Here is a 23668-nt window from a genome sequence, read left to right as displayed (position 1 = left end):
CCTCAAGGGCGCTCCTTCGTCGCGTCGCTTCGCGATGGCCTTCGGCCACCCTTGACCGACCGACCCGCCCCGGAAAGCCGAAAGACTGCCGGGAAACCCCCAAAAGAACGGTCACTGGGGAGGACAGGCGGGAGCGGGTCTCTCAGGGATGAGGCGAGGGGCCGGGCGTTGCCTTGCCGGGCATCCGGGCCCCATATCCGGTGCCCAGGACCGGGGGCCCGGCCCCACCCGTACCGGACAGCGACCAGGGCAGCGCGGGAAGCCGATGGGCGCGACAGATCGCTACGCGCTCCTCATTGCTTGGCGTCCGGCGGCCGTCTGGGGCTGGTACCCGCACCAGACGTTGATCAGGACCACATCCGGCACCGACGGGCGCGTCTGCTTGGCGTCCGGCGGCTACCTTGATCAACACAGCTGATCAATCCCTGAAGAAAGCCTTATCGTGAGCGAGACCCGCCCCCACGTCCTCTTCTCCTTCGGCACGCTGATGGACCCGAAGGTCCAGAAGACCCTCTTCGGCCAGACCGTGCCCAGCTTTCCCGCGTCGCTGGCCGGGTACACGACCAGGCCGCTGAAGATCACCGATCCCGAGGTGATCGCGGCCAGTGGCCTCGACGTGCACCTGACCCTGGAGCGCAAGATCGGTGCCGTGGTCGAGGGAGCCGTTCTCCATCTGACCGACCACGAACTCGCCGCAGCCGACGCCTACGAGGTCGACGACTACATCCGTCGACGGGTGGTCCTCGCATCGGGCGAGAGCGCCTGGGCCTATCTGGACGCGAAGCCGCTGCGCCCGTCGGCGCGCATCGTGATCGTGGGCGACAGCATCGCCTACGGCCGTTGTGACCCGCAGGGAGGATGGGCGTCCCACCTGGCCTCGGCCCACATAGCCGAGAACGAGACCGACCACCGGGTGTTCAACCTGGCCATACCCGGCATCACCTTGGCAGACGTCAGTGAGCAGACGCCCACCCTGCTGGCCCCCCGCCGGCCTGACACCCTCGTCGTCGCCGCAGGCATCAACGACTCCGCCCTCCCCGACGGTCTCGCACCCATCGCGGACGCTCTCCAGAACCTCGCTGCCGCAGCGCACACGCACAACGCCCGGCTCGTCGTCCTGGGTCCGATCTGGCTGGACGAGGAGCGCACCAGCAACTACGAGGGCCTCTGCTTCACCCGGGAACGGGCCCTGGCCCTGCGCGCATCCCTGCGGGCCTGGTGCGACGAGAACCACGTCGACTTCGTCGACATGTGGGAGCCCCTGCGCGACAAGCCGGACCTCCTCCTCGACGGCATCCACCCCACCCCGACCGGTCACCAGGCCCTGTACCACCACCTCACCGCCCACACCCGCTGACCGGCCCCTGACCCCTCGCCTCGTCCCTGAGGGACCCGCTCCTCGGACCTGTCCCTGGTGACCGTTCTTTTGGGGGCTTCCCGGCAGTCTTTCGGCTTTCCGGGGCGGGTCGGTCGGTCAAGGGTGGCCGAAGGCCATCGCGTAGCGACGCGACCGAAGGGAGCGCCCTTGAGGGACCGGCCCGACACGGAACGACGATGGGACTGACGGGAAACCCCCACACCAGCTGTGATGCGGTCCAGGGTCAGCCGGCCGCCGTGACGCCGCCGAGGTGTGGGGCTGTTCAGGTCAGGCTTGCCATCTGCCTTCTGATGAGTTCCACACTCTGCTGCGCTGGAAGGGCCTCGCCTTCGAGGTCTCCAAAGGCTCGCACCGCATCTCGCACGTCCTCCGGTTCCGTGATGATCCGTGCCGTGCGGTAAGAGTCGATGCACACGGACTGCACATGCGTCGGGGAAGTCAGGATGGATAGAGGGACATCGATCAACAGGTTCGGTTCCGCGTTCAGCGGCAGGATGCGGATGCTCGTGGTCGGCCGCTCGCTGTGGGAGACGAGGGCTGCGAGTTGCTCCCACATCTCCGGAGCCGGTACGAAGCGTCGGAGGATCACCGACTCGCACAGCACGACGCGGAGGTGGGGCGGGCGGGGACCCTGCAGTATTTCCTGGCGGGCGAGACGGGCGCGGGTCATGGCCGTCAGCTGCTCCTCGTCTGCGACAGGAGCGCCCACCCTGAGCAGGGCGCGGGCGTAACCGCTGGTCTGAAGCAGGCCTGGGACGAGCGTCGGGGACCACTCCCACACGGCGGACGCAGACCGTTCCACTTCCCTCCTTCTGCGGTGGATGGCTCGGGACGACCGGATGGCCATCTCCTCGTCCAGCCGCCTGAACACCCCGTCCGTGCCGAAGATCTGGTCCAGCACCGCCGGCAGCTCCGGTGGGATCGGTCCCTTGCCCGACTCCAGGCGGCTGATCGTGCTCTTCGAGGTGCGCGCCAGGCGGGCCAGGTCCGTCTGGGTCAGGCGGCGTTCCGGGTACAGCTCCCGGGCGCTCTTGAGTTCCTCGGCGAATCGGCGGCGTGGATCCGAGTCCACAGACGCCCCCCTTCCCAGTTCCCATGCTGTTGGTCACGGCCGGATTCCGGGGCGTTCTCGCAGGTCACGCGGGCCGGAATATGCCACGCCGACCAAAGCGCAGATCGGTCCCCCAAGCGCTTTCGATCGTAGCTCCGTCTCCGTAACTCTGGCCTCACGGAAGGTGATTGAGCACTCGAACGAATGGTGGAATGTCATGCATGACGCGACGGGCGCCCCCGCCGACGACGACACGGAGTGGCTCGCCGGTGTACTCCCCCAGCTCGGCCGGGCCTGGGGGGACCTGGTGACCGGGCTGGATGCCGCCCTGCGCGGGTTCGTCTTCGTGCAGCGGTTCAGCGCCACCCCGCGCGGGGCGCGCCTCGCGCGGCATCTGGCCCTCGTGCAGCTGCACGCCTGGGGGGTTCCGCACGGGAGCCGGGACGCCGACGACGTCGGGCTCGTCATCGCCGAGCTGGCCGCGAACGCGGTGACGCACGGGCGGGTGCAGGGGCGGGACTTCGAGCTGCGGGTCACCCGCCTCGGCGAGGTGGTGCGCGTCGAGGTGTCCGACGGGCGGGGGGACCGGCGGCCCCGGGTGCGGGCGGGCGGGTACGGGATGCCCATCCTCGGGGCCGTCGCCGCCGCCTGGGGGGTGGCGGACCGGGTGGTCGGCAAGACCGTGTGGGCCGAGTGCGTCCTCAGGGGGTGAAGGCCTCCCGGGCCGCCGTCAGGAAGGTGCGGATGGTGTCGCGTTCGGTGGGGGAGAGGGCTGCGAGGGCGTCCAGGACGCCGTTCAGCATGGGGCCGAAGAACTCCTGGCCCAGGCGGACCGCCTCCGGGCTGACCCGGAGCAGGACGCGGCGGCGGTCGCCGGGGTCGCGGGTGCGTTCCACGTGGCCGAGGCGCTCCAGGCGGTCGATCGCCGCCGTGGTGCCCGCCGAGTTGAGGCCGAGCCGGGTGCCCAGCAGGCCCGCCGTGGCCGGTTCGCCGGCGCGGGCCGCGTCGAGCAGGCAGACCAGGGCCCGTACGTCGGTCGGGTGCATGCCGTTGGCGGCGGCGAACTCCGCCTGCCGGAGCCCGAATTCGACGGTCACCGCGCGCAGCAGGTGCACCAGTCCAAGGTTGTCGTCCACATCGCCTCCGGCCTAAGATCCCTCGCTCAGCGAGATTATCGCCCAGCGAGGCATTGGAGCCAGCCATGTCCCGGACGTCTTTCCGCGCCGCCTACGACGGGGTCCTCGACCGGTGGCCCGGTCCCGTCGAGGCCGTCGAGGTGCCCACGCCGTACGGAGTCACCCGCGTCAACAGCGTCGGTCCCGCCGGGGCGCCGCCGCTGGTGCTGCTGCCCGGCGGCGGGGCCACCTCCACCGTGTGGGGTGCGTGTGTCGCGGCCGGGCCGGCCCGGAGCCGGCGGGTGCACGCCGTTGACCTGGTGGGAGAGCCCGGGCTCAGCGTCCCCGCGCCCGGGCGGGCGGTGCGGTCGGTGGGGGACCTCGTGGAGTGGTTCGACGCGCTGCTCGACGGCCTCGACGCCCCCGGCGGCGGGCCCGTCACCCTCGCCGGGCACTCGTACGGGGCCTGGATCGCCGCCCACCTCGCCGCGCGGCGGCCCGGGCGGCTGGACCGGCTCGTCCTGCTCGACCCCACGCAGGTGTTCGCCGGGCTGCGCCCCGGCTACGTCCTGCGGGCGCTGCCGATGCTGGTGCGGCCCACCCCGGCGCGGATCCGGTCCTTCCTGGCCTGGGAGACCGGCGGGGTGCCGCTCGACCCCGCCTGGACGCGGCTCCAGGCGGAGACGGCCCGCTTCCCCACCGTCCGGCCGGTCACCGGCCCGCGGCCGGACCTCGCCGGGCTGCGGGAGCTGCCGGTGGAGGTGCTGTTCGCCGGGCGGGCGCGCTGCCACGATCCCGCCCGGGCGGCCCGGGTCGCGCGCGAGGCCCTGCCGGGCGCACGGGTCGGCGTACTGCCCGGCGTCTCGCACCACGCGCTGCCGCTGACGGCGGCCCAGGAGATCGCCCTCCGGCTGGCTCCCTGACCTCCGGCCGCAATTGCCTCGACCGCGCCGCCGCAAGTCCCTAGCCTCGATCTCCATGAGCAACGTGCAGACGATCAACGACGTGCCCGTCCTGCTGTGCGACCCGGAGGGGGAGCCGATCGGCGGTGAGGGTGACGTGACCGACCTGGTGGGCAACGCCGCCTGGTCGGGCGCCCAGTGGGTCGTCATCCCCGTCGAGCGGTTCGGCGACGACTTCTTCCGGCTGCGGACACGGGTCGCCGGCGAGATCGTCCAGAAGTTCGTCACCTATCGCGTGGGGCTCGTGGTCCTCGGCGACATATCCGCCCACGAGGAGGCCAGTCCGGCCCTGCGGGACTTCGTCCGTGAATGCAACCGCGGGCGCCAGACCTGGTTCCTCACCGACCTCCGGCAGCTGCGGGAGCGGCTGGCGGGCTGAAGGCCCGTACCCCCCCGCGGCCGGCCCCGTGCTACGCGGGCCCGGCCGTGCGGGAGAGGGCGTCGCGGACGGCCTCCTCCGAGCGGGCGACCACGGCCGTGCCGTCCTCGGCGGTGATGATCGGGCGCTGGATGAGCTTCGGGTGGGCGGCCAGGTGGGCGATCCAGCGCCCGCGCGCCTCATCCGTCGCCTCGCGCGGCAGGTCCCGTACGCCGGTCTCCTTCGCCAGGGCGTCGGAGGTGCGCGTGATGTCCCACGGCTCCAGCCCGAGGCGGCCCAGCACCGCGCGGATCTCGTCCTCGGACGGTACGTCCTCCAGGTAGCGGCGGACGGTGTACTCGGCGCCCTCCGCGTCCAGCAGGGTCAGCGCGCTCCGGCACTTGGAACAGGCGGGGTTGATCCAGATCTCCATGCCCGCAAGCGTAGCCAGACTCCGTCTGGCCAGGGGCTTCTGTCAGTGCCCCCCGGTAAAATCGAGGGAGAACGACAGGAAGCCAACTACCGTTTGGGAGGCTGTAGATGGCCGCTGCCGCGATCATTTCGATGCCCAAGAAGAAGCCGCTGCCGGCGGGCCTGCCCCGCGAGTGGTACGAGAGCCACAACCGCCGTCTGAAGGCGATGCGGCTGGCGATCTCCCTGCTCGACACGGGGACGTACGACGCCAAGCGCGCCACCAACCGCAAGATACGGACGATGGCGGTGCGCGTGGGGATCCACCGCCCGTCCAACCTCACCTGCCGGATGGTCCGCGCCTTCATCACCGCCCACGCCGGCTGACGCACCGGCAGGACGGCCGGCCGGCCCGCGCGCCGGCCGGCCCCGCTCAGGCCTCGTCGAAGGTGATCTCCTCGACCGGTCGCGTCATCCGCACGGTCTCGCCGTCGGTGACCACGATGCCCTGCAGGCCGGTGAGCCGCTCGGCCGTCCCCTGGAGGTAGTACGTGTCACCGGCGCCGGCGAGGAAGGCGGGCAGGCAGGCCAGGGGCGCGCCCTCCAGGTGCAGGTCCAGGTCCAGGTAGTCCTTCAGTCGGCGGAACAGCTTCGGGAGGATCACGGCACCGTCGTCGGCGGTGAGCGAGGCCATGCCGGTCACCTTGAACCCCGAAGTGGTCACGTCGGCGTCCCAGACGCCCCTCTTCCCGGGCGGGGCGCTCTTCGCCTCCTGAGCGGCGACGGCCAGCGCGTTGCGCAGGTGGTCGGGGAAGCCGCTGTAGAAGGCCGGGTAGGCCAGTCCCTGCCTGACCAGGTGGTGGTTGGCGGTCTTGGTCAGCTGCTCCACGTCCACGTCGATCTCGTAGCCGCCCAGCACCGGCGGCCTGCCGCGGCCGACCAGGGCCACGCACCGGCCGTAGACGTCCGTGCCGCGGGTGAGGATGTAGCCGGGCACGGTCTCGGGAACGCAGAGGACGACGCTTTCCCGGTCGCTCTCCTTCGGCGCCTTCTCGTCACGGTGGAAGTCCTTGAAGTTGAGCCACTTCAGCAGCTCGTCCGCGGCCCGGTGCGCCAGACCCAGGGGCTGGTGCTGGACTCCCGACTCGTCGTCGCCGTAGTGGGTCTCCAGCGCGTCGATGCCCTCCAGGCGGACGGACGCGCGCCCGTCGGCCTTCGGCAGGACCTGGTGGGCGCCCGGGACGAGGCGCCAGTCCGCCACGTCGTCCGGGGTGAAGGCGATGGTGTCGCCGTCCGGCTGGAGGTCCTTTGCCCTGAACGTTCCCCTGATGATCAACATGGACATGATCGCTCCTACGGATCTCGTGCGTCCAGTGACAGCAGCAGCAGCGCCACGTCGTCGCCCGGGCCGCCCCGGGTGAAGGCCGCGAGGTCCCGCCACACCGCCGGGACCAGGCCCTCGGGGTCGTTCGCCAGCACCGGCACCCGGACGGCCAGCGGGTAGAAGTTCCCGGCCGTGTCCCGCGCCTCCGTGACCCCGTCCGTGTGGGCCAGCAGCCGGTCGCCCGGCAGCAGCGGGAGCTCGGCCACGGCCGGAAGGGCGGGCCCCGTCAGCCCCAGACCCAGCGGAGGCCCCGGCTCCACGGCCAGCTCGGTGGCCGCGAAGTCCCGCAGCAGCAGCACCGGCGGATGCCCGCACGACACGACCCGTACGAGGTCCCGCTCCGGCGGGAACTCCAGCAGCAGGGCCGTCGCGAACAGCTCCGGATGCGCCACGGACTCCGCGGCGGCGTCCGCCGCCAGCCTGCGGTCCAGCCGGGCCGCGACCGCCGCCAGCGCCGGGTCGTCCAGCACCGCCTCGCGGAACGCGCCGAGCAGCGAGGCCACCGTCCCGACCGCCGCCAGCCCGTGCCCCTGGACGTCCGCCACCACCGCCCGGACCCCGTACGGCCCGGCCCGTACGTCGAACAGGTCGCCGCCGACCAGCGTGCCCCGCTGGGCCGCCCGGTACAGCCCGGAGCAGCGCACCCGCCCCACCCGCTCCGGGACCGGCGGCAGCACCGCCATCTGGGCCGCCTCGGCGACCGTGCGCACGCTGACCAGCTGGGCGTCCCGGCGCCGCCGTACCCAGGCGATGACCACGCTGAGCAGGCCGACGGTGGCCACGGTGGCCAGGTCGGTCCCGCGGGCGTTGCCCACGCCGAGCTCGGGGATGCCCAGCAGGAGCAGCACGAGCGCCCCGAAGACGGCGGTGCCGGCGGCCCCGTACGAGAAGGCCGCCACGGCGGGCAGGGCGGCCAGGAAGTAGCCCAGCTCCTCCGTGCGGGTGGTCCACTGGGTCAGACACAGCGCCACCATCGCCACCGCGGGCGCGATCCGGGCCCAGCGCGGTGGCGGCGCCCCCTGCAGCCAGCCCGGCTCCTGCCGTCCGCGTCTCACCCCTCCACCCTGGTACGGCGGCCCGGGCCGCGCACGCCGGGTGGCCCCGGCGGCCGCGGACCGCGACAGTGGACCGGTGACGGATACGCAGAGCGCGGCGATCAGCACCCGGCTGAACTGGCTGCGGGCGGGAGTGCTCGGCGCCAACGACGGGATCATCTCCACCGCGGGCCTGGTCGTCGGTGTCGCCGGCGCCACCACCTCGCGCGCCGCGATCCTCACGGCGGGCGTGGCCGGACTGCTCGCGGGATCGCTGTCGATGGCGGCGGGGGAGTACGTGTCGGTCAGCTCCCAGCGCGACTCCGAGCGGGCGGCCCTGGAGCTGGAGCGGCGGGAACTGGCGCAGGAGCCGGAAGCGGAACTGGACGAGCTGACGGAGCTGCTGGCCGCGCGCGGCCTGAGCCGGGACCTGGCCCGGGAGGCCGCCGAACAGCTCACGGAGCGGGACGCGCTGCGGGCGCACGCGCGGGTGGAGCTCGGCATCGAGCCGGACGAGCTGGCGAACCCGTGGCACGCGGCGTTCGCCAGCCTGGTCGCCTTCACGGCGGGGGCGCTGCTGCCGCTGCTGGCGGTGGTGCTGCCGGGGGCGTCGGAGCGGGTGCCCGTGACGGTGGTGGCGGTGCTGGTGGCGCTGGCGCTGTGCGGGGTGGTGAGCGCGAGGCTGGGCGGGGCGCCGCCGCCGAGGGCGGTCCTGCGCAACGTGGTGGGCGGGGCCCTCGCCATGGGGGTCACGTACGCGGTGGGCACCTGGCTCGGCCGCTGACCCCGCCCCGCACCACGAGGGGGAACACTGGCCCCATGCGGATCGCCATCACCGGAGCTTCCGGACTCATCGGACAGGCCCTCGTACGCTCCCTCCACGCCGACGGGCACCACACCGTCCGCTTCGTGCGGCGCGCCCCCGCCGCCCCCGGCGAGGCGCGGTGGGACCCCCGCGCCGGCTACGTCGACCCCGACGGGCTGCGCGGGTGCGACGCCGTCGTGCACCTCGCCGGGGCCGGGGTCGGGGACCACCGGTGGACGGACGCGTACAAGAAGGAGATCCGCGACAGCCGGGTGCTCGGGACCGCCGCCGTCGCCCGGGCGCTCGCCGCCCTCGACGCCCCGCCGCCCGTGCTGGTCTGCGGCTCCGCCGTCGGGTACTACGGCGACACCGGCGACCGGCCCGTCGACGAGTCCGCGCCCGCCGGCACCGGCTTCCTGGCCTCCGTCTGCGTCGAGTGGGAGGCGGCCGCCGCCCCCGCCCGGGAGGCAGGGATCCGGACCGTGTTCGCCCGCACCGGGCTGGTGGTCGCCCCCGGGGGCGGGGCCTGGGGGCGGATGTTCCCCCTCTTCCGGGCCGGCCTCGGCGGCCGGCTGGGCAGCGGCCGCCAGTACTGGTCGTTCATCTCGATCTACGACGAGGTCGCCGCCCTGCGGCACCTCGTCGACACCCCCACCCTCTCCGGCCCCTTCAACCTCACGGCCCCCGAGCCCCTGACGAACCGTGAGGTCACCGCCGCCATGGGCCGCGTGCTGCGCCGCCCGACCCCGTTCGCCGTCCCCGCGCCCGCCCTGCGCCTGGTGCTCGGCGAGCTGTCCCAGGACGTGCTGGGCAGTCAGCGGGCGCGGCCCGCCCGGCTGCTGGAGTCGGGGTTCGCCTTCCGGTACCCGGGCATCGAGGAGTCGATCAGAGCGGCCCTCGCGTAACCGCAGGCGCACCGGATCGACCGTGTGCGACCGTTCGTGACCCGTGTGCGACCGCTGTGCGACCGGAGTTGTGCGCAATCCCCACCCGGACTCGGGTTCTCCCGGAGCCGGTTGGGGGAAGGAGGAACCCCACACAGCCGCGCCGACCTCGGGGAGGGGCACGTGCTCAGCAGCTCACACCATGCCGCACATCACGCGGACGTCGTCATCGTAGGAGCCGGAGTCTCAGGACTCGCGGCAGCGCAGCACCTGATCGCGGCAGGGGTCACCGTCAGCGTCCTGGAGACCGCCGACGACCCCGGCGGCCGCATGGCCACCGCATCCGCCGACGGGTTCCGGCTCGACCGGGTCGGCCAGCTCCTCAACACCTCGTACACCGAACCCGCCCGCACCCCGGGCCTCGGGGGGCTGGCCCTGCGCCCCTTCGCCCCCGGCGTGCTGGTGCACGGCGCCGACGGCAGGCAGCAGCGGGCCGGGGCCCTCACCCCCGCCCGCGCCCTCGCCAGCGGTTCCCTCGACCAGGCCCGCTTCAGCGCCGCGCTCGGCCGGCTCGCGGCGCTGCCCCTGGAACGGGTGCTCGCCCGGCCCGAGCGCACCGCCCTGGCCGCCCTCGGCTCCCGGGGCCTGCCCCCGCGCACCGTGTCCGGCGTCCTGCGCCCCCTGTTGTCCACCCTGCTCCGCGACCCGGACCTCACCACCTCCAGCCGCGTCGCGGACCTCGCCCTGCGCACCTTCGCCCGGGGCCGCCTCGCCGTGCCCGAGGGCGGCGCCGCCACCCTTCCGGACCTGCTCGCGGCCGCCCTGCCGCCCGGCACGATCCGCACCGGCATCCGGGTGCGCTCGGTGGCGACCAACCTCGTCACCACCGAGGAGCACGGGGACTTCGCCTGCCGTTCCGTCGTCCTCGCCACCGGCGCCCGGGCCGCCGCCGAACTCCTCCCGGGGCTGCGGGTGCCGGCCTTCCACGAGGTCACCGTCATCCACCACGCGACCCCCGCGCCCCTGCCCTGGGACGGCTCGCTGCTCCTGGACGCCGATCCGAAGTGGCCGCTGGCCCACACCGCCGTGATGAGCGCGGTCGACCCCACCCGGGCACCCGCCGGCCGCAGCCTGGTCACCACCACCGTGCACGGCCCGCCACCGCCCGCCCGGACGGTCGCGTCCCGCCTGGCCCGGCTCTACGGGACCTCGACGCGGGACTGGGAGCTGCTGGCCGTCCATCACACCCCCGAGGCCGTCCCGGCCATGCCCCCGCCGCACGACCGGCAGCGGGCGGTACGGGTCCTGGCCGGGCTCTACGTCTGCGGGGACCACCGCGACTCCAACACCGTCCAGGGCGCCCTGCACTCCGCCCGCCGCGCCGCCACCGCTCTGCTGCGCGACTTCGGCATCCCGCTCCCGGCCCAACCGGAGGAGGTCCTTCCGGCGGCGGCCTGAACGCCGGGGCCCGGTCCCCGCGGACCGGGCCCCGCCCCTGCCTGCCCGGCGCGCCGGAGCCGCCCGGCTGCGCCCGAGCCGCCCGGCGCCGGAGCAGCCCGAGCCGCCCGGCGCGCCGGCGTCAGCTCAGTGCCGACACCCGGTCCCGGTACGTCCGCACCGCCGCCGCGTCCCGGTACGGCTCCAGCCGCCGCTCGAAGTCCCGTACGTACTCCACCGCGCGCACCGACCGCATCTCCATCGCCTGCTGCGCCGCCTCCGCCCCCAGCGCGCACGCCTGGTCCAGCTCGCCCAGCCCCAGCCGGGCGGTGGCCAGCACCACCCGGCAGAACAGCCGCGAGCGCGCGAAGCCCGGCGCCCGCAGCTGGAGGGAGCGCTCCGCGTGCTGGGCGGAGGCCCGGTACTGCTGGAGGTCGCGGTGGCAGTGCCCGAACTCGTCCGCCAGCTGCCCTTCGTCGAACAGCCGGGCCCAGTGCGGTACGTCGTCGCCCGGCCTGGCCGCGCCCAGCGCCCGCTCGGCCCGCACCAGCGAGGCCGTCGCCGCCCGCACCTCGCCCAGCACCGCGTGCCCCCGCGCCTCCGAGGCGTGCAGCAGCGCCTGCACCACCGGCGGCGGCCCCGAGCCCACGCCCTGCTGGGCGACCCGGGCCAGCTGCACCGCCTCCCGGCCGTGCCCGAGGTAGACGGCCTGGCGGCTCATGGTGATCAGGACGTAGGACCCGTACTGCCGGTCCCCGGCGGCCTGCGCCAGGCGCAGCGCCTGGACGAAGTACCGCTGGGCGAGGCCGTGCGCCGCGATGTCGTACGAGGTCCACCCCGCGAGGCGGGTCAGGTCGGCGGCGGCGGCGAACAGGCGCCGCCCGGTGGTCTCGCCGTAGGTGCCGCGCAGCATCGGCTCCGCCTCGTGCTCCAGGTACCGCACCAGGGCCTGCCGGGCGTGCCCGCCGCCGTAGGTGTGGTCCAGGGTCCGGAACAGGTCGCTCACCGAGCGCAGCGCGGCGATGTCCCCGCTGGTCACCCGCTGCCCCGGCCCCCGGTCGATCTGCCGCTGGCGGGGCACGGTGGCGCGGCCCTGGGCGGGGACCCGGTGGGCGGCGGGGTCGGCGCCGCGCCCCACGCGTTCGTCGGGCCGTCCGATGAGCCAGTCCCGGCTGGGCACCACGAGGCCGGCCGGGGTGAAGGCGATCTTGCGCAGCTCGGCGTGCGAGCCGGAGTCCTTGCGCCACAGCCCGCTCGCGATGTCCACGGCCTCCTCCGGGGTCGCCGCGAACTCCAGCCCCGCGTACACGGGCGCGCACGCGTCGAGGCCCAGATCCTGCGCCGACAGCCGCCGCCCCAGGCGCCGGGTGAAGACCTCCGCGATCAGCGCCGGGGTGGTCCCGCGGGGCTGCTGGCCGCGCAGCCAGCGGGTCACGGACGTCTTGTCGTACCGCAGGTCCAGACCGTGCTCCAGCCCGAGCTGGTCGACACGGCGGGCGAGCCCGGCGTTCGAGAACCCGGCTTCCGCGATCAGTGCCGCGAGCTGCCGGTTGGGGACACGCTGGGCAGGTCGTTCGGTCATCGGCTCCACGGTTTCCGTACGTGACGGACCGGAGTCCCGGCCCTGTGAACGGCGTGAATGTAGCGGCCAACTCCCCTCACACCGCCCTCTCTGCCCCACATTCATCCGATCGTGTGCAGAATGCGTAGGGCTCTTTACGGACCGACCCACCCGGTCCGCGTACGCTGCGCCCCATGACCCGCCGGCCCCAGGGGACCCACGTCCCCCACCCGTACGCGCCGTCCACCGCTCCGCTGCCCGCTCCGGAGCTCACCGAGGCGGAGTGCCGCCGCTGCGGCACCCACATCGCGGGACTCGACGGGCGCTACGCGTGCGGCGTGTGCGGCTGGGTCAACGACCACTCCGAGGGCCACCGCGAGCTGCCGGGGGCCGACCAGGACCCGGACCGGCCGCCCGCCGGCCGCAGGCGCCCCCCGCAGCTGCCGGGGCCGCTCCCGGAGCCGGGCAGGTAGCGGGCTCATGGGCCCGCTGCCGGGGGCCCGGGGGGCCGCGCGCGGGCGGCCGTACTCTTGACCGGGTGCGATACGTGCACACAGCAGGTTCAACGAGGAGGCGCTGCGGTGACTGAGCTTCGGTTTGTCCATCTGGGCTTCGGGCCGGAATCCGTCGAGTACACCGAGGCCTGGGAAGAGCAGCGCCGGGTGCACGCGGCCCGCTTCGCCGACGAGATCGGCGACACCTGCCTGATGGTGGAGCACGAGCCGGTCTACACGGCCGGCCGGCGCACCGACCCCAGCGAGCGCCCCCTCGACGGCACGCCGGTGATCGACGTGGACCGCGGCGGCAAGATCACCTGGCACGGCCCGGGCCAGCTGGTCGGCTACCCGATCATGAAGCTGCCCCGCCCCGTCGACGTGGTCGCCCACGTACGCCGCCTGGAGGACGCCCTCATCCGCACCGCCGCCGACTTCGGTCTGGAGACCACCCGGGTCGAGGGCCGCTCCGGCGTCTGGGTGCTCGGCGACCCCGTGGAGGAGCGGCCGAAGATAGGCGGCCTCTCCCTGGACTTCGACCCCCGCCTGCACGACGAGGAGTTCGACGCCCGACTCAACGGCCCCGAGTACGCCCCGTCCAACGCCGGCCAGCGCCGCGAGGACCGCAAGCTCGCCGCCATCGGCATCCGCGTCGCCAAGGGCGTCACGATGCACGGCTTCTCCCTGAACGTGAACCCGGACGCCACCTGGTTCGACCGGATCATCCCCTGCGGCATCAGGGACGCCGGTGTGACCTCGCTCTCGTACGAACTGGGCCGCGAGGTCACCATCGCGGAGGTGCTGCCGGTCGTGGAACGGCACCTGAAGGACGTGCTGGAGCACGCCGAGCTGAGGCCGCGGGAGATCGAAGCCGCCGGGGCCTAGCCGCGCGCGGGAATGCGTCCGGCCGGCCCCCGGTTGGCGGACGTAAGAGCGTACGAATTTACGGGCGTACCCTGGTGGACGCCGAAGAATCGAAGTCACAGGGAGCCGGTCGTGTCCGCAGTCGCACCCGACGGACGCAAGATGCTGCGCCTGGAGGTCCGCAACAGCCAGACCCCCATCGAGCGCAAGCCCGAGTGGATCAAGACCCGGGCGAAGATGGGTCCCGAGTACACCAAGATGCAGGCCCTGGTGAAGGGCGAAGGACTGCACACGGTGTGCCAGGAAGCCGGCTGTCCGAACATCTACGAATGCTGGGAGGACCGCGAGGCCACCTTCCTCATCGGTGGCGACCAGTGCACCCGGCGCTGTGACTTCTGCCAGATCGACACGGGCAAGCCCGAGGCCCTGGACCGGGACGAGCCCCGCCGCGTCGGCGAGTCCGTGGTCACCATGGACCTGAACTACGCCACCATCACCGGCGTCGCCCGCGACGACCTGGCGGACGGCGGCGCCTGGCTGTACGCGGAGACCGTGCGCCAGATCCACCAGCAGACGGCCGGCCGCGAGGGCGGCCACACCAAGGTCGAGCTGCTGGCCCCCGACTTCAACGCGGTCCCGGAGCTGCTGGAGGAGGTCTTCGCCTCCCGGCCCGAGGTCTTCGCGCACAACGTCGAGACCGTGCCCCGGATCTTCAAGCGGATCCGCCCCGGCTTCCGCTACGAGCGCTCCCTCGAGGTGATCACCAAGGCCCGCGCGTACGGGCTGGTCACCAAGTCGAACCTGATCCTCGGCATGGGCGAGGAGCGCGAGGAGGTCTCGCAGGCCCTGAAGGACCTGCACGAGGCCGGCTGCGAGCTCATCACCATCACCCAGTACCTGCGGCCCTCGCCCCGCCACCACCCCGTGGAGCGCTGGGTGAAGCCGGCGGAGTTCGTGGAGCTGGCGAAGGAGGCCGAGGAGATCGGCTACTCCGGCGTGATGTCCGGCCCGCTGGTCCGCTCCTCGTACCGGGCCGGACGCCTGTACAACCAGGCCATGGAGAAGCGCGCCGCCCTCGGGTCCGGCGCCGCCGGCTGACTCTGTGTGCGTGTGAAGTCACGCACAATACCTACCAATCGGTAACACCGCGTCGACGCGGCCCCTAGGCTCTTTTCGTGTGAGGAGCCCGGCGGGCCGCGCCGTTGTTTGCAACGTGTCCATCACATTTGACCGACCGGCCACACCCTGGTAACACCAGTCAGTGACGCTGGATCCACGCACCGCACACGTCCTTGATGCGAGCAGTGAGAGTAGGGGTCGACATCATGCAGGCCGCGCCAGTCCGCGCCATCGCCATCCCGTCCTTCAGTGAGGCCTTCCGCGGCCTGGAATCGCTGCTCATGAGCGGTGCCCGGCGCAACGCCTGGACGGCCGTCCTGGAGGACCGCCGCCGGGCGAAGGACCGCGTGGAAACCGAGCACGTACTCGAGGCCGCGGCGACCCGGACCCCGCAGGACACGTAAACTTCGCCCTATGGCGAGGAAGTCAAACGCAGAGACTGCTGCGAACCCCGGGCGACTGAAGCAGATCGCCCTGACGTACAAGATGACGCGCAAGGCCGACCCGAAGGTCGGTCTGATCGTCGCGGGCGTGGGAATCGTCGCTTTCGGCGTACTCCTTGCGATCGGCTTCCTGATCGGCCACCCGGTCTACCTGGGCATCCTGGGCCTCCTGGTGGCGTTCCTCGCGATGGCGATCGTCTTCGGGCGGCGGGCCGAGCGGGCTGCCTTCGGGCAGATGGAGGGGCAGCCGGGCGCGGCCGCGGCCGTACTGGACAACGTGGGACGGGGCTGGACGACCACCCCGGCCGTCGCGATGAACCGGAACCAGGACATCGTCCACCGGGCCGTCGGCAAGGCGGGCGTCGTCCTGATCGCGGAGGGCAACCCGAACCGGGTCAAGACCCTGCTCGCGGCCGAGAAGAAGAAGCTGGCCCGGATCATGCCCGACATCCCGGTCCACACCTTCATCGTGGGCACCGGCGAGGGCGAGGTGCCGCTGAAGAAGGTCCGCACGACGCTGCTGAAGCTGCCGCGCGTCCTGACCGGCCCGCAGATCACCCAGGTCAACGACAAGCTCCGGGCCATGGGCGACCTCATGAGCAACATGCCGGTCCCGAAGGGCCCGATGCCCAAGGGCATGCGCATGCCGCGCGGCGGAAAGATGCGCTGACCGCACTCCTCGTACGCACCAGGGGCGCCCCCGATGCCATCCGGCTCGGGGGCGCCCCTGTGCGTATACGGAGTGGGTGTGCACGCGCATGTGTATACGAGACGGGGTGCGCGGGACGGCTTCCGCCTCCGGTGCCCGTCCGTACGCCCAGCCGCTCGCGGGCCGCTAGAGCCGGACCTGCACCGCGCCCGCCAGGCGGTCGTGCAGCCCGCGCCCGTCGCGGTCCCAGACCAGCGCGGGGACGACCAGGGCCAGCAGCAGGGTGCGGAGCATCACGCGCAGGATCCCGAGGCGCCCGCCGTCCTGCGCGATCACCCGGAGGCCGAGGATCCGCTTGCCGGGGGTGAAGCCCACGGTGCCCACGGTCAGCAGGGTCAGGGACAGGAACAGCACCAGCGTCCAGTTCCCGGCCGCGGCCAGGTCGCCGTGGGTGATGAGCCCGTACGCGATCAGCTGGCAGCCGATCCAGTCGATGACGACGGCGCCGAGCCGGCGTCCGAAGCGGGCCGCGGAGCCCGGGCCCGACCGGGGCAGGCCGAGCCGCTGGCCCGGATAGCCGAAGTCGACGCCCATCTCCTCGGCGGCCGCGCGGGGCCCGGAGAGCCAGGAACCGATTGCTTGCCTGTTGTCCACTCCACCACGGTACCGGTGCTCCTCCACGGCACCTGGACCGGACCCTGGTTAACTTGTGCGAAACAAATGGGTCATGCTTGGGAAATCCCGTCTGCTTATGGTCGGGTCAGCGTGCGGCACCGCACTGACGCACCACGAGCTATAAAGCCCGTCCCTGCCCCGGGACCGGGAGTAGGAGGAGTTGGATGTTCAAGAACGCCGACGAAGTGAAGCAGTACATCGAGGAGAACGACGTCAAGTTCGTCGACGTCCGCTTCTGCGACCTGCCTGGTGTGATGCAGCACTTCACCATCCCGGCGCGAGCGTTCGACCCGGCGGAGGAGCTCGCCTTCGACGGTTCCTCGATCCGCGGCTTCCAGGCGATCCACGAGTCCGACATGGCGCTGCGTGCCGACATCACCACCGCGCGCCTGGACCCGTTCCGCAAGGACAAGACGCTCAACATCAACTTCTTCATCCACGACCCGATCACGGGTGAGGCCTACAGCCGCGACCCGCGCAACATCGCGAAGAAGGCCGAGGCCTACCTCGCCTCCACCGGCATCGCCGACACCGCGTTCTTCGGCCCCGAGGCCGAGTTCTACGTGTTCGACAGCGTGCGCTTCGCGACCTCCGCGAACGAGGGCTTCTACCACATCGACTCCGAGGCCGGCGCCTGGAACACCGGTTCCGAGGAGAACAACCGCGGCTACAAGGTCCGCTACAAGGGTGGTTACTTCCCCGTAGCCCCGGTCGACCACTTCGCCGACCTGCGCGCCGAGATCTCCCTCGAGCTGGACGCCCAGGGCCTCCAGGTCGAGCGCCAGCACCACGAGGTCGGCACCGGTGGCCAGGCCGAGATCAACTACAAGTTCAACACGCTGCTCGCCGCGGCCGACGACCTGATGCTCTTCAAGTACATCGTGAAGAACGTCGCCTGGCGCAACGGCAAGACCGCGACCTTCATGCCGAAGCCGATCTTCGGTGACAACGGCTCGGGCATGCACGTCCACCAGTCCCTGTGGGCCGGCGGCGAGCCGCTCTTCTACGACGAGGCCGGTTACGCGGGCCTGTCGGACACCGCCCGCTACTACATCGGCGGCATCCTCAAGCACGCCCCGTCGCTGCTCGCCTTCACCAACCCGACGGTGAACTCGTACCACCGCCTGGTGCCGGGCTTCGAGGCGCCGGTCAACATGGTGTACTCGCAGCGCAACCGCTCCGCCGCCATGCGCATCCCGATCACGGGCTCGAACCCGAAGGCCAAGCGCGTCGAGTTCCGCGCGCCGGACCCGTCCTCGAACCCGTACCTGGCCTTCTCGGCCCTGCTCCTCGCGGGCCTCGACGGCATCAAGAACAAGATCGAGCCGATGGAGCCGATCGACAAGGACCTCTACGAGCTCTCGCCCGACGAGCACGCGAGCGTCCCGCAGGTCCCGACCAGCCTCGAGGACGTCCTCAAGGCCCTGGAGGAGGACCACGAGTACCTCCTCGCCGGCGGTGTCTTCACCCCGGACCTGATCGAGACCTGGATCGACTACAAGCGGACCCACGAGATCGCCCCGATCGCGCAGCGCCCGCACCCGCACGAGTTCGAGCTGTACTTCGACCTGTAAGAAGTCCAGGTCAGCACAGGCAGGGGAGGCCCCCGCCGCTCTCTTCGGAGAGGGGCGGGGGCCTTCTGCTTTTGACAGCCCGGGTTGGCCGCGCAACGGTTGATAGGGAAGTAAATGCCCGATAAGCCAGACATGTTCGGAGGTGCATGGAAATGCGCCGTAGGATCGTTGGAGCTGTTGTCGCCGGAGCCGCGGGGCTCACGCTGGGTCTGCTGCCGGTCGCCAACGCCTCCGCCCACGATGGCGGCGGCGGCTGGGACTCGCGCTCGGACCACCGGCACTCCAGCAACTGGAACCACGACGACGACTGCGGTGGGAACGGTCGTTGGCACGACCACGACCACGGCTGGAACGACAGCGACTGGGGCAACTGGGACAACGCCGGCTGGCACGACCACGGCGACTGGGGCGGTTGGCGCTGACCCGCCGCACCTCAGGCCCTCCACCGATGCCCCTGCCCCGCGTCTCAGCGGAGCAGGGGCATCGCGCCGGTGAGCTCGCGCAGGGCGCGGACGGCGAGGTCCGCGGGGGAGCCGGGACCCGAGACCGGGCCCTCGCCGGCGGACCACAGCTCCAGTGAGACGCGGATCGCGTCCGTGGCGGCCGCCGCGAGCAGGCGTACCGACATGGGGTCCGCCTCCGGGCCGGCCAGCCGGGCCACCACCGGGACCAGCCGCTCCTCGGAGTCCTGGTTCACCCGGTACCAGACGGCCCGCAGGGCCTCGTCCGAAGCGGCCGCGCGCAGCAGGCCGCGGGTGACCTCCAGCCCCTCCTCGACGGCCTTGGAGTCGCTGAGGGAGCGGGTCACCGCGCGCTCCAGGGCCTCCGCGAGCGGTGTGCCGGGGTGCTCCTCGGCGAGCAGGGCGCGCCACGCGTCGCCGCCGCCCGCGAGCAGCGGGGCCACGGCCTCCTGCTTGTTGCGGAAGTAGCGGTAGAACGTGCGCAGTGCGACCCCCGCGCGGTGGGCGATGTCCTCGGCGGTGGTGCCGTCGGGTCCGTGCGCGGCGAAGAGCTCGCAGGCGGCGCGGGCGATGTCCAGCTGGGTGGCGGCCTTGCGGCGCTCGGTCAGCGACTGGGTTCCGGGGCCGCTCTGCGGGGAGTACGGGCGAGGTGATCTCACGGGGGAAGCCTACCGCCAGGGCTCGCTGGCGATTGCAATTGATGCCAGTCTGGCAAAACGTGTCACGTACTCGGTACGCTCCCCCCATGAACCGTTACGAAGGACGTCGCGTCCTCATCACCGGTGCCGGCTCGGGCATCGGCCGGGCCACGGCCCACCGCATTCTCTCCGAGGGCGGCCGCGTCCACGCCGTCGACGTGAACGAGGCCGGCCTGAAGGCCACGGCCGAGCAGGCGGCCGCCGACGGCCATGGCGCCCGCCTGACCACCGCCGCCCTGGACATATCCGACGAGGCAGCGGTCAAGGCGGGAGTCGCCGCCGCCGTCGACGCCCTCACCGGCATCGACGTGCTGGTCAACGCCGCGGGCATCCTGCGCTCCGGGCACACCCACCGGACCACGCTCGACCTGTGGAACCAGGTCATCGCGGTCAACCTGACCGGCACCTTCCTGATGATCCGCGAGTCGCTCCCCGCGCTGCTGGCCGGCGAGCAGCCCGTCGTCGTCAACTTCAGCTCCACCTCGGCCAGCTTCGCGCACCCCTACATGTCCGCCTACGCGGCCAGCAAGGGCGGCATCCAGTCCATGACCCACGCGCTGGCCGCCGAGTACAGCAAGCAGGGCCTGCGCTTCGTGGCCGTGGCCCCCGGCTCCATCGAGAGCGGCATGACCACCGGCACCGGCCCCGGCCTGCCCGAGGACACCGACTGGAGCCTGTTCGCCAAGCTCGCCCCCGCCCTGGGCCAGGGGTTCGCCGGCCCGCAGACCGTGGCCGGAGTCGTCGCCATGCTGGGCTCCGAGGACGGCGCCTTCATCACCGGCACCGAGATCCGCATCGACGGCGGCACGCACTACTGACGGAACCGCTCCCAGAGCCGGGGGAAGCGCTCCGCCAGCACGGCTTCGTTCTCGAAGTCCAGCGGGGTGCCCTCCGGCTCCTCCGCCTGCAGCGGGACGCCCAGATCCGGGGCCACCGCCCCGGTCAGCTGCTCGTACGCCTCGTCGGCCGCGTATCCCAGCTCCTCGCCGTCCCCGTCGATCTCCTCGTCGAACTCCCCCAGCAGCTCCGCCAGCTGGTCCGGGTCGTGGACCCCGCCCTCGAAGACCTCCCGGCCCTGCCCGATCAGCCAGCACCGGAAGTAGTCGAACGCGTCGTCGCTCGCGCCGTCGAGCAGCACCCACGCGGCGCCCCACAGGTCCCAGGTGTACGCCCGGTTGTACCGGGACTCGAAGTGTCGCGCGAAGTCCAGCACGGAGTCGGGGTCGAGCTGCGCCAGCCGCTCCACGAGCAGCTCGGCGTGCTCCTCGGGGTCGCCCTCGGCGGCCTCGCGGGTACGGTCGACGATCTCCCAGAACTCCGTCTCGTCCATCACCGCTCCAGCATCACGGGTCGCCCCCCGCGCCGCCACCGCTCATACGGCCAAAGGCCGGTGTCCGACCCCTTTGGGGGGTGGGCACCGGCCTTCGGCGGGTTCGGTCGGTCGCGTACGGCTCAGAGGCCGTAGCGCTCCCGGGCCTCCTTGACGGCGGACGCCGGGACCTCGCCGCGGCGGGCGAGCTGGGCCAGCGCGGCCACCACGATCGACTGGGCGTCGACACCGAAGTGGCGGCGGGCGCCCTCGCGGGTGTCGGAGAGGCCGAAGCCGTCGGTGCCCAGCGAGGTGTAGTCCTGCTCGACCCACTGGCTGATCTGGTCCGGGACCTGGCGCATCCAGTCGGAGACGGCCAGCACCGGGCTGGTGACGCCCTCCAGCGCACGCGTGACGTACGGGGTGCGCACCTCGCCGCGCAGCAGCGCCTCGTCGCACTCCAGCGCGTCCCGGCGCAGCTCGCCCCAGGACGTGGCGGACCAGACGTCGGCGGCCACGTTCCAGTCGGCGGCGAGCAGCTGCTGCGCCTCCAGGATCCAGTGGATCGCCGTGCCGGAGGCCATCAGCTGGATCTTCGGGGCGTCGGCGGCCGGGGCCGCCTCCGCCAGGTCCGCCGCCGTGTTGAAGCGGTACAGGCCCTTGAGGATGCCTTCCTCGACGCCCTCGGGCATCGCGGGCTGCGGCTTCGGCTCGTTGTAGACCGTCAGGTAGTAGAAGACGTCTTCCGGCTTCTCGCCGTACATCCGGCGCAGACCGTCCTTGACGATCACCGCGATCTCGTACGCGAAGGCCGGGTCGTAGTTGAGCGACGCCGGGTTCGTGGACGCGATCAGGTGCGAGTGGCCGTCCGCGTGCTGGAGGCCCTCACCGGTCAGGGTCGTGCGGCCGGCGGTGGCGCCGACGATGAAGCCCTTGCCGAGCTGGTCGGCGAGCTGCCACATCTGGTCGGCGGTGCGCTGCCAGCCGAACATCGAGTAGAAGATGTAGAACGGGATCATCGGCTCGCCGTGCGTCGCGTACGACGTGCAGGCGGCGATGAAGTCGGCCATGGCGCCGGCCTCGGTGATCCCCTCGTTGAGGATCTGGCCGTCCTTGGCTTCCTTGTAGTACATGAGCTGGTCGCGGTCGACCGGCTCGTACGTCTGCCCCAGCGGCGAGTAGATGCCGGCCGACGGGAAGAGGGACTCCATGCCGAAGGTGCGGGCCTCGTCGGGGACGATCGGCACCCAGCGCTTGCCGGTCTCCTTGTCCCGCATCAGGTCCTTGACGAGGCGGACGAAGGCCATGGTGGTGGCCATCTCCTGCTTGCCGGAGCCCTTGAGCAGCGGGGCGAAGGAGCGGTCCGCGGGGGCGGGCAGGGCCACGTGGTGGACCTTGCGGGCCGGCGCGGGGCCGCCGAGGGCCGCGCGGCGCTCGTTCAGGTACTGCACCTCGGGGCTGTCCGCGCCCGGGTGGCCGTACGGGACCTGGCCGTCGGCGAAGGCGCTGTCCGGGATCGGGAGGCCGAGGAGGTCGCGCATGTCCTTGAACTCGTCGATCGTCAGCTTCTTCATCTGGTGGTTCGCGTTCTTCGACTCGAACCCGGCGCCCAGCGTGTAGCCCTTGACGGTCTGCGCGAGGATGACCGTCGGCGCGCCCTTGTGCTCCAGGGCGGCCTTGTACGCGGCGTAGACCTTGCGGGGCTCGTGGCCGCCGCGGGAGGTGTGGAAGCACTCGGCGATCTTCGCGTCGGAGAGCACGCCGGCCAGCTGCACCAGCTCGGCGTTGACGCCGAAGAAGTGCTGGCGGATGTAGGCCACGTCGCGGGTCGCGTACGTCTGGAACTGCGCGTCCGGTACCTCGCGCAGGCGGCGTACCAGGGCGCCCGTGGTGTCGAGCTGGAACAGCTCGTCCCAGGCGGAGCCCCACAGGGTCTTGATGACGTTCCAGCCGGCGCCGCGGAACTGCGCTTCCAGCTCCTGGACCACGCGGAAGTTCGCGCGGACCGGGCCGTCGAGGCGCTGCAGGTTGCAGTTGATGACGAAGGTCAGGTTGTCGAGCTGCTCGCGGGAGGCCAGGGCCAGGGCGGCGGTCGACTCGGGCTCGTCCATCTCGCCGTCGCCGAGGAAGGCCCAGACGTGCGAGTTGGCCGTGTCCTTGATGCTGCGGTTCTGCAGGTAGCGGTTGAAGCGCGCCTGGTAGATCGCGGAGAGCGGGCCGAGGCCCATGGAGACGGTCGGGAACTCCCACAGCCACGGCAGGCGCCGCGGGTGCGGGTAGGACGGCAGGCCGTTACCGCCGGACTCCTGGCGGAAGTTGTCGAGCTGCTGCTCGGAGATCCGGCCGTCGAGGAAGGCGCGGGCGTAGATGCCGGGGGAGGCGTGGCCCTGGATGTAGAGCTGGTCGCCCGATCCGTCGGCCTCCTTCCCGCGGAAGAAGTGCTGGAAGCCGGTCTCGTACAGCCACGCGGCGGAGGCGAAGGTGGCGATGTGGCCGCCGACGCCGTACTTGGAGCCGCGGGTCACCATGGCGGCCGCGTTCCAGCGGTTCCAGGCGGTGATCTTCGCTTCCATCTCCTCGTCACCGGGGAAGGCCGGCTCGGCGGAGGTGGGGATGGTGTTGACGTAGTCCGTCTCCAGCAGCTTCGGCAGGGCGAGGCCGGCGGCCTCGGCGTGCTGGAGGGTGCGGCGGAGCAGGTATTCGGCGCGGCGCGTACCGGCGGCCTTGGCGACGGCGTCGAGGGAGGCCGCCCATTCGGCGGTCTCTTCGGTGTCGCGGTCCGGGAGCTGGTCGAGCTCGCTCGGAAGCTTTCCTACGGGGTCGGACATCGGTGTGCGCCGCCTTCCGGACAAAGGAGAGGAGGTGGTGAAGAGAACCCTGACGGGCAGGACAGGGTCATTGGACCCGGGTGGGGTCCGCAGTGACTGTAAATCGCTGATCGATGATCGATCAAATAAAAGTGACGAATATTCGACGCCAGGGCGAAAGTCGGCACCCGGTGC

26 protein-coding genes are annotated in these 23668 nt (G+C 72.1%); 16 read left to right on the top strand and 10 right to left on the bottom strand.

All coding sequences use genetic code 11. The features are described from left to right. Window positions 1-442 precede the first annotated feature (442 nt). A complete protein-coding gene (locus tag AB0D45_RS23090; protein ID WP_362462012.1) occupies window positions 443-1357 on the top strand; it encodes a GDSL-type esterase/lipase family protein in 915 nt (304 codons plus the stop codon). 283 nt (window positions 1358-1640) lie between these two features. Here the strand turns inward: AB0D45_RS23090 and AB0D45_RS23085 are convergent, their stop codons facing one another. Further along, a complete protein-coding gene (locus tag AB0D45_RS23085) occupies window positions 1641-2450 on the bottom strand; it encodes a helix-turn-helix transcriptional regulator (protein ID WP_362462009.1) in 810 nt (269 codons plus the stop codon). A gap of 196 nt (window positions 2451-2646) precedes the next feature. On the opposite strand from AB0D45_RS23085, the gene AB0D45_RS23080 reads away from it, so the two are divergent. Further along, window positions 2647-3141: an ATP-binding protein gene (locus tag AB0D45_RS23080; protein ID WP_362462006.1), complete on the top strand. Its 495-nt coding sequence runs from the start codon at window positions 2647-2649 to the stop codon at window positions 3139-3141. On the opposite strand, the gene AB0D45_RS23075 is transcribed toward AB0D45_RS23080, so the two are convergent. After that, on the bottom strand, window positions 3131-3565 hold the full coding sequence (locus AB0D45_RS23075; protein WP_361599849.1) for a MarR family transcriptional regulator: 435 nt from the start codon (window positions 3563-3565) through the stop codon (window positions 3131-3133). The genes AB0D45_RS23080 and AB0D45_RS23075 overlap by 11 nt on opposite strands. Window positions 3566-3630: 65 nt before the next feature. On the opposite strand from AB0D45_RS23075, the gene AB0D45_RS23070 reads away from it, so the two are divergent. Both AB0D45_RS23070 and AB0D45_RS23065 read left to right on the top strand, forming a co-directional pair. Then, window positions 3631-4467, top strand: a complete 837-nt coding sequence (locus AB0D45_RS23070; protein WP_362462002.1) for an alpha/beta hydrolase — start codon at window positions 3631-3633, stop codon at window positions 4465-4467. Window positions 4468-4522: 55 nt separating this feature from the next. Beyond that, a complete protein-coding gene (locus AB0D45_RS23065) occupies window positions 4523-4885 on the top strand; it encodes a DUF4180 domain-containing protein (protein ID WP_362462000.1) in 363 nt (120 codons plus the stop codon). A gap of 31 nt (window positions 4886-4916) precedes the next feature. Here AB0D45_RS23065 and AB0D45_RS23060 read toward each other — a convergent pair whose 3' ends face one another. Further along, window positions 4917-5297 (bottom strand): ArsC/Spx/MgsR family protein, encoded by a 381-nt coding sequence (locus AB0D45_RS23060; protein ID WP_362461997.1) that lies wholly within the window; start codon window positions 5295-5297, stop codon window positions 4917-4919. A gap of 107 nt (window positions 5298-5404) precedes the next feature. Between AB0D45_RS23060 and AB0D45_RS23055 the strand changes: the two genes are divergently transcribed. Then, window positions 5405-5662 (top strand): hypothetical protein, encoded by a 258-nt coding sequence (locus tag AB0D45_RS23055; protein ID WP_361599861.1) that lies wholly within the window; start codon window positions 5405-5407, stop codon window positions 5660-5662. Window positions 5663-5708: 46 nt separating this feature from the next. Here the strand turns inward: AB0D45_RS23055 and AB0D45_RS23050 are convergent, their stop codons facing one another. Together AB0D45_RS23050 and AB0D45_RS23045 are read right to left on the bottom strand one after the other, a co-directional pair. Beyond that, window positions 5709-6620 carry a nuclease gene (locus tag AB0D45_RS23050; protein WP_362461994.1) on the bottom strand — a complete coding sequence of 304 codons (912 nt, stop codon included), beginning with the start codon at window positions 6618-6620 and terminating at the stop codon, window positions 5709-5711. A gap of 8 nt (window positions 6621-6628) precedes the next feature. Further along, entirely contained in the window at window positions 6629-7714 is a 1086-nt protein-coding gene (locus AB0D45_RS23045) for a PP2C family protein-serine/threonine phosphatase (protein ID WP_362461991.1), read from the bottom strand. Window positions 7715-7790: 76 nt separating this feature from the next. Between AB0D45_RS23045 and AB0D45_RS23040 the strand changes: the two genes are divergently transcribed. From AB0D45_RS23040 to AB0D45_RS23030, 3 genes are all read left to right on the top strand, one after another. Further along, window positions 7791-8477: a VIT family protein gene (locus tag AB0D45_RS23040; protein ID WP_361599870.1), complete on the top strand. Its 687-nt coding sequence runs from the start codon at window positions 7791-7793 to the stop codon at window positions 8475-8477. 35 nt (window positions 8478-8512) lie between these two features. Further along, a complete protein-coding gene (locus AB0D45_RS23035; RefSeq protein WP_362461988.1) occupies window positions 8513-9403 on the top strand; it encodes a TIGR01777 family oxidoreductase in 891 nt (296 codons plus the stop codon). A gap of 162 nt (window positions 9404-9565) precedes the next feature. Next, on the top strand, window positions 9566-10840 hold the full coding sequence (locus AB0D45_RS23030; protein WP_361599875.1) for an NAD(P)/FAD-dependent oxidoreductase: 1275 nt from the start codon (window positions 9566-9568) through the stop codon (window positions 10838-10840). A 121-nt stretch (window positions 10841-10961) separates the two neighbouring features. Here the strand turns inward: AB0D45_RS23030 and AB0D45_RS23025 are convergent, their stop codons facing one another. Further along, window positions 10962-12401 (bottom strand): regulator, encoded by a 1440-nt coding sequence (locus AB0D45_RS23025; protein ID WP_361599878.1) that lies wholly within the window; start codon window positions 12399-12401, stop codon window positions 10962-10964. 233 nt (window positions 12402-12634) lie between these two features. Between AB0D45_RS23025 and AB0D45_RS23020 the strand changes: the two genes are divergently transcribed. The 5 genes from AB0D45_RS23020 (at window position 12635) to AB0D45_RS23000 (ending at window position 15970) form a co-directional block, all read left to right on the top strand. Continuing rightward, window positions 12635-12853, top strand: coding sequence for a hypothetical protein (locus tag AB0D45_RS23020; protein ID WP_361599946.1), 219 nt, complete (start codon window positions 12635-12637; stop codon window positions 12851-12853). A 108-nt stretch (window positions 12854-12961) separates the two neighbouring features. After that, on the top strand, window positions 12962-13759 hold the full coding sequence (lipB, locus tag AB0D45_RS23015) for a lipoyl(octanoyl) transferase LipB (RefSeq protein ID WP_361599881.1): 798 nt from the start codon (window positions 12962-12964) through the stop codon (window positions 13757-13759). Window positions 13760-13870: 111 nt separating this feature from the next. Beyond that, complete coding sequence (lipA, locus tag AB0D45_RS23010; RefSeq protein ID WP_361599884.1) at window positions 13871-14836, top strand: lipoyl synthase; 966 nt, start codon at window positions 13871-13873, stop codon at window positions 14834-14836. A gap of 227 nt (window positions 14837-15063) precedes the next feature. Next, window positions 15064-15261, top strand: a complete 198-nt coding sequence (locus AB0D45_RS23005; protein WP_267035224.1) for a hypothetical protein — start codon at window positions 15064-15066, stop codon at window positions 15259-15261. A gap of 10 nt (window positions 15262-15271) precedes the next feature. Beyond that, the gene (locus AB0D45_RS23000) at window positions 15272-15970 is read left to right on the top strand and encodes a DUF4191 domain-containing protein (RefSeq protein WP_361599888.1); all 699 of its coding nucleotides are present in this window, start codon (window positions 15272-15274) and stop codon (window positions 15968-15970) included. Window positions 15971-16135: 165 nt separating this feature from the next. On the opposite strand, the gene AB0D45_RS22995 is transcribed toward AB0D45_RS23000, so the two are convergent. Next, window positions 16136-16603, bottom strand: a complete 468-nt coding sequence (locus AB0D45_RS22995) for an RDD family protein (RefSeq protein WP_361599891.1) — start codon at window positions 16601-16603, stop codon at window positions 16136-16138. A gap of 185 nt (window positions 16604-16788) precedes the next feature. Here AB0D45_RS22995 and glnA point away from each other — a divergent pair, with 185 nt between their 5' ends. Further along, window positions 16789-18198 carry a type I glutamate--ammonia ligase gene (glnA, locus tag AB0D45_RS22990; RefSeq protein WP_007263729.1) on the top strand — a complete coding sequence of 470 codons (1410 nt, stop codon included), beginning with the start codon at window positions 16789-16791 and terminating at the stop codon, window positions 18196-18198. A 152-nt stretch (window positions 18199-18350) separates the two neighbouring features. Beyond that, on the top strand, window positions 18351-18620 hold the full coding sequence (locus AB0D45_RS22985; RefSeq protein WP_361599895.1) for a hypothetical protein: 270 nt from the start codon (window positions 18351-18353) through the stop codon (window positions 18618-18620). A gap of 44 nt (window positions 18621-18664) precedes the next feature. Here AB0D45_RS22985 and AB0D45_RS22980 read toward each other — a convergent pair whose 3' ends face one another. Then, entirely contained in the window at window positions 18665-19318 is a 654-nt protein-coding gene (locus tag AB0D45_RS22980; protein WP_361599898.1) for a TetR family transcriptional regulator, read from the bottom strand. Window positions 19319-19404: 86 nt separating this feature from the next. Here AB0D45_RS22980 and AB0D45_RS22975 point away from each other — a divergent pair, with 86 nt between their 5' ends. Continuing rightward, entirely contained in the window at window positions 19405-20175 is a 771-nt protein-coding gene (locus tag AB0D45_RS22975) for an SDR family oxidoreductase (RefSeq protein WP_361599901.1), read from the top strand. Here AB0D45_RS22975 and AB0D45_RS22970 read toward each other — a convergent pair. Together AB0D45_RS22970 and aceE are read right to left on the bottom strand one after the other, a co-directional pair. Beyond that, entirely contained in the window at window positions 20169-20690 is a 522-nt protein-coding gene (locus AB0D45_RS22970; protein ID WP_361599904.1) for a DUF4240 domain-containing protein, read from the bottom strand. The genes AB0D45_RS22975 and AB0D45_RS22970 overlap by 7 nt on opposite strands. Before the next feature lie 119 nt (window positions 20691-20809). After that, window positions 20810-23494, bottom strand: a complete 2685-nt coding sequence (gene aceE, locus AB0D45_RS22965) for a pyruvate dehydrogenase (acetyl-transferring), homodimeric type (RefSeq protein ID WP_361599907.1) — start codon at window positions 23492-23494, stop codon at window positions 20810-20812. Window positions 23495-23668 lie beyond the last annotated feature (174 nt).

Origin of the sequence: Streptomyces sp. NPDC048352 (assembly GCF_040651895.1) — a bacterium.
Classification (GTDB): Bacteria; Actinomycetota; Actinomycetes; order Streptomycetales; family Streptomycetaceae; genus Streptomyces.
Note: the sequence above shows the minus strand (reverse complement) of the source record. Positions and strands in the feature narration are given on the sequence as shown.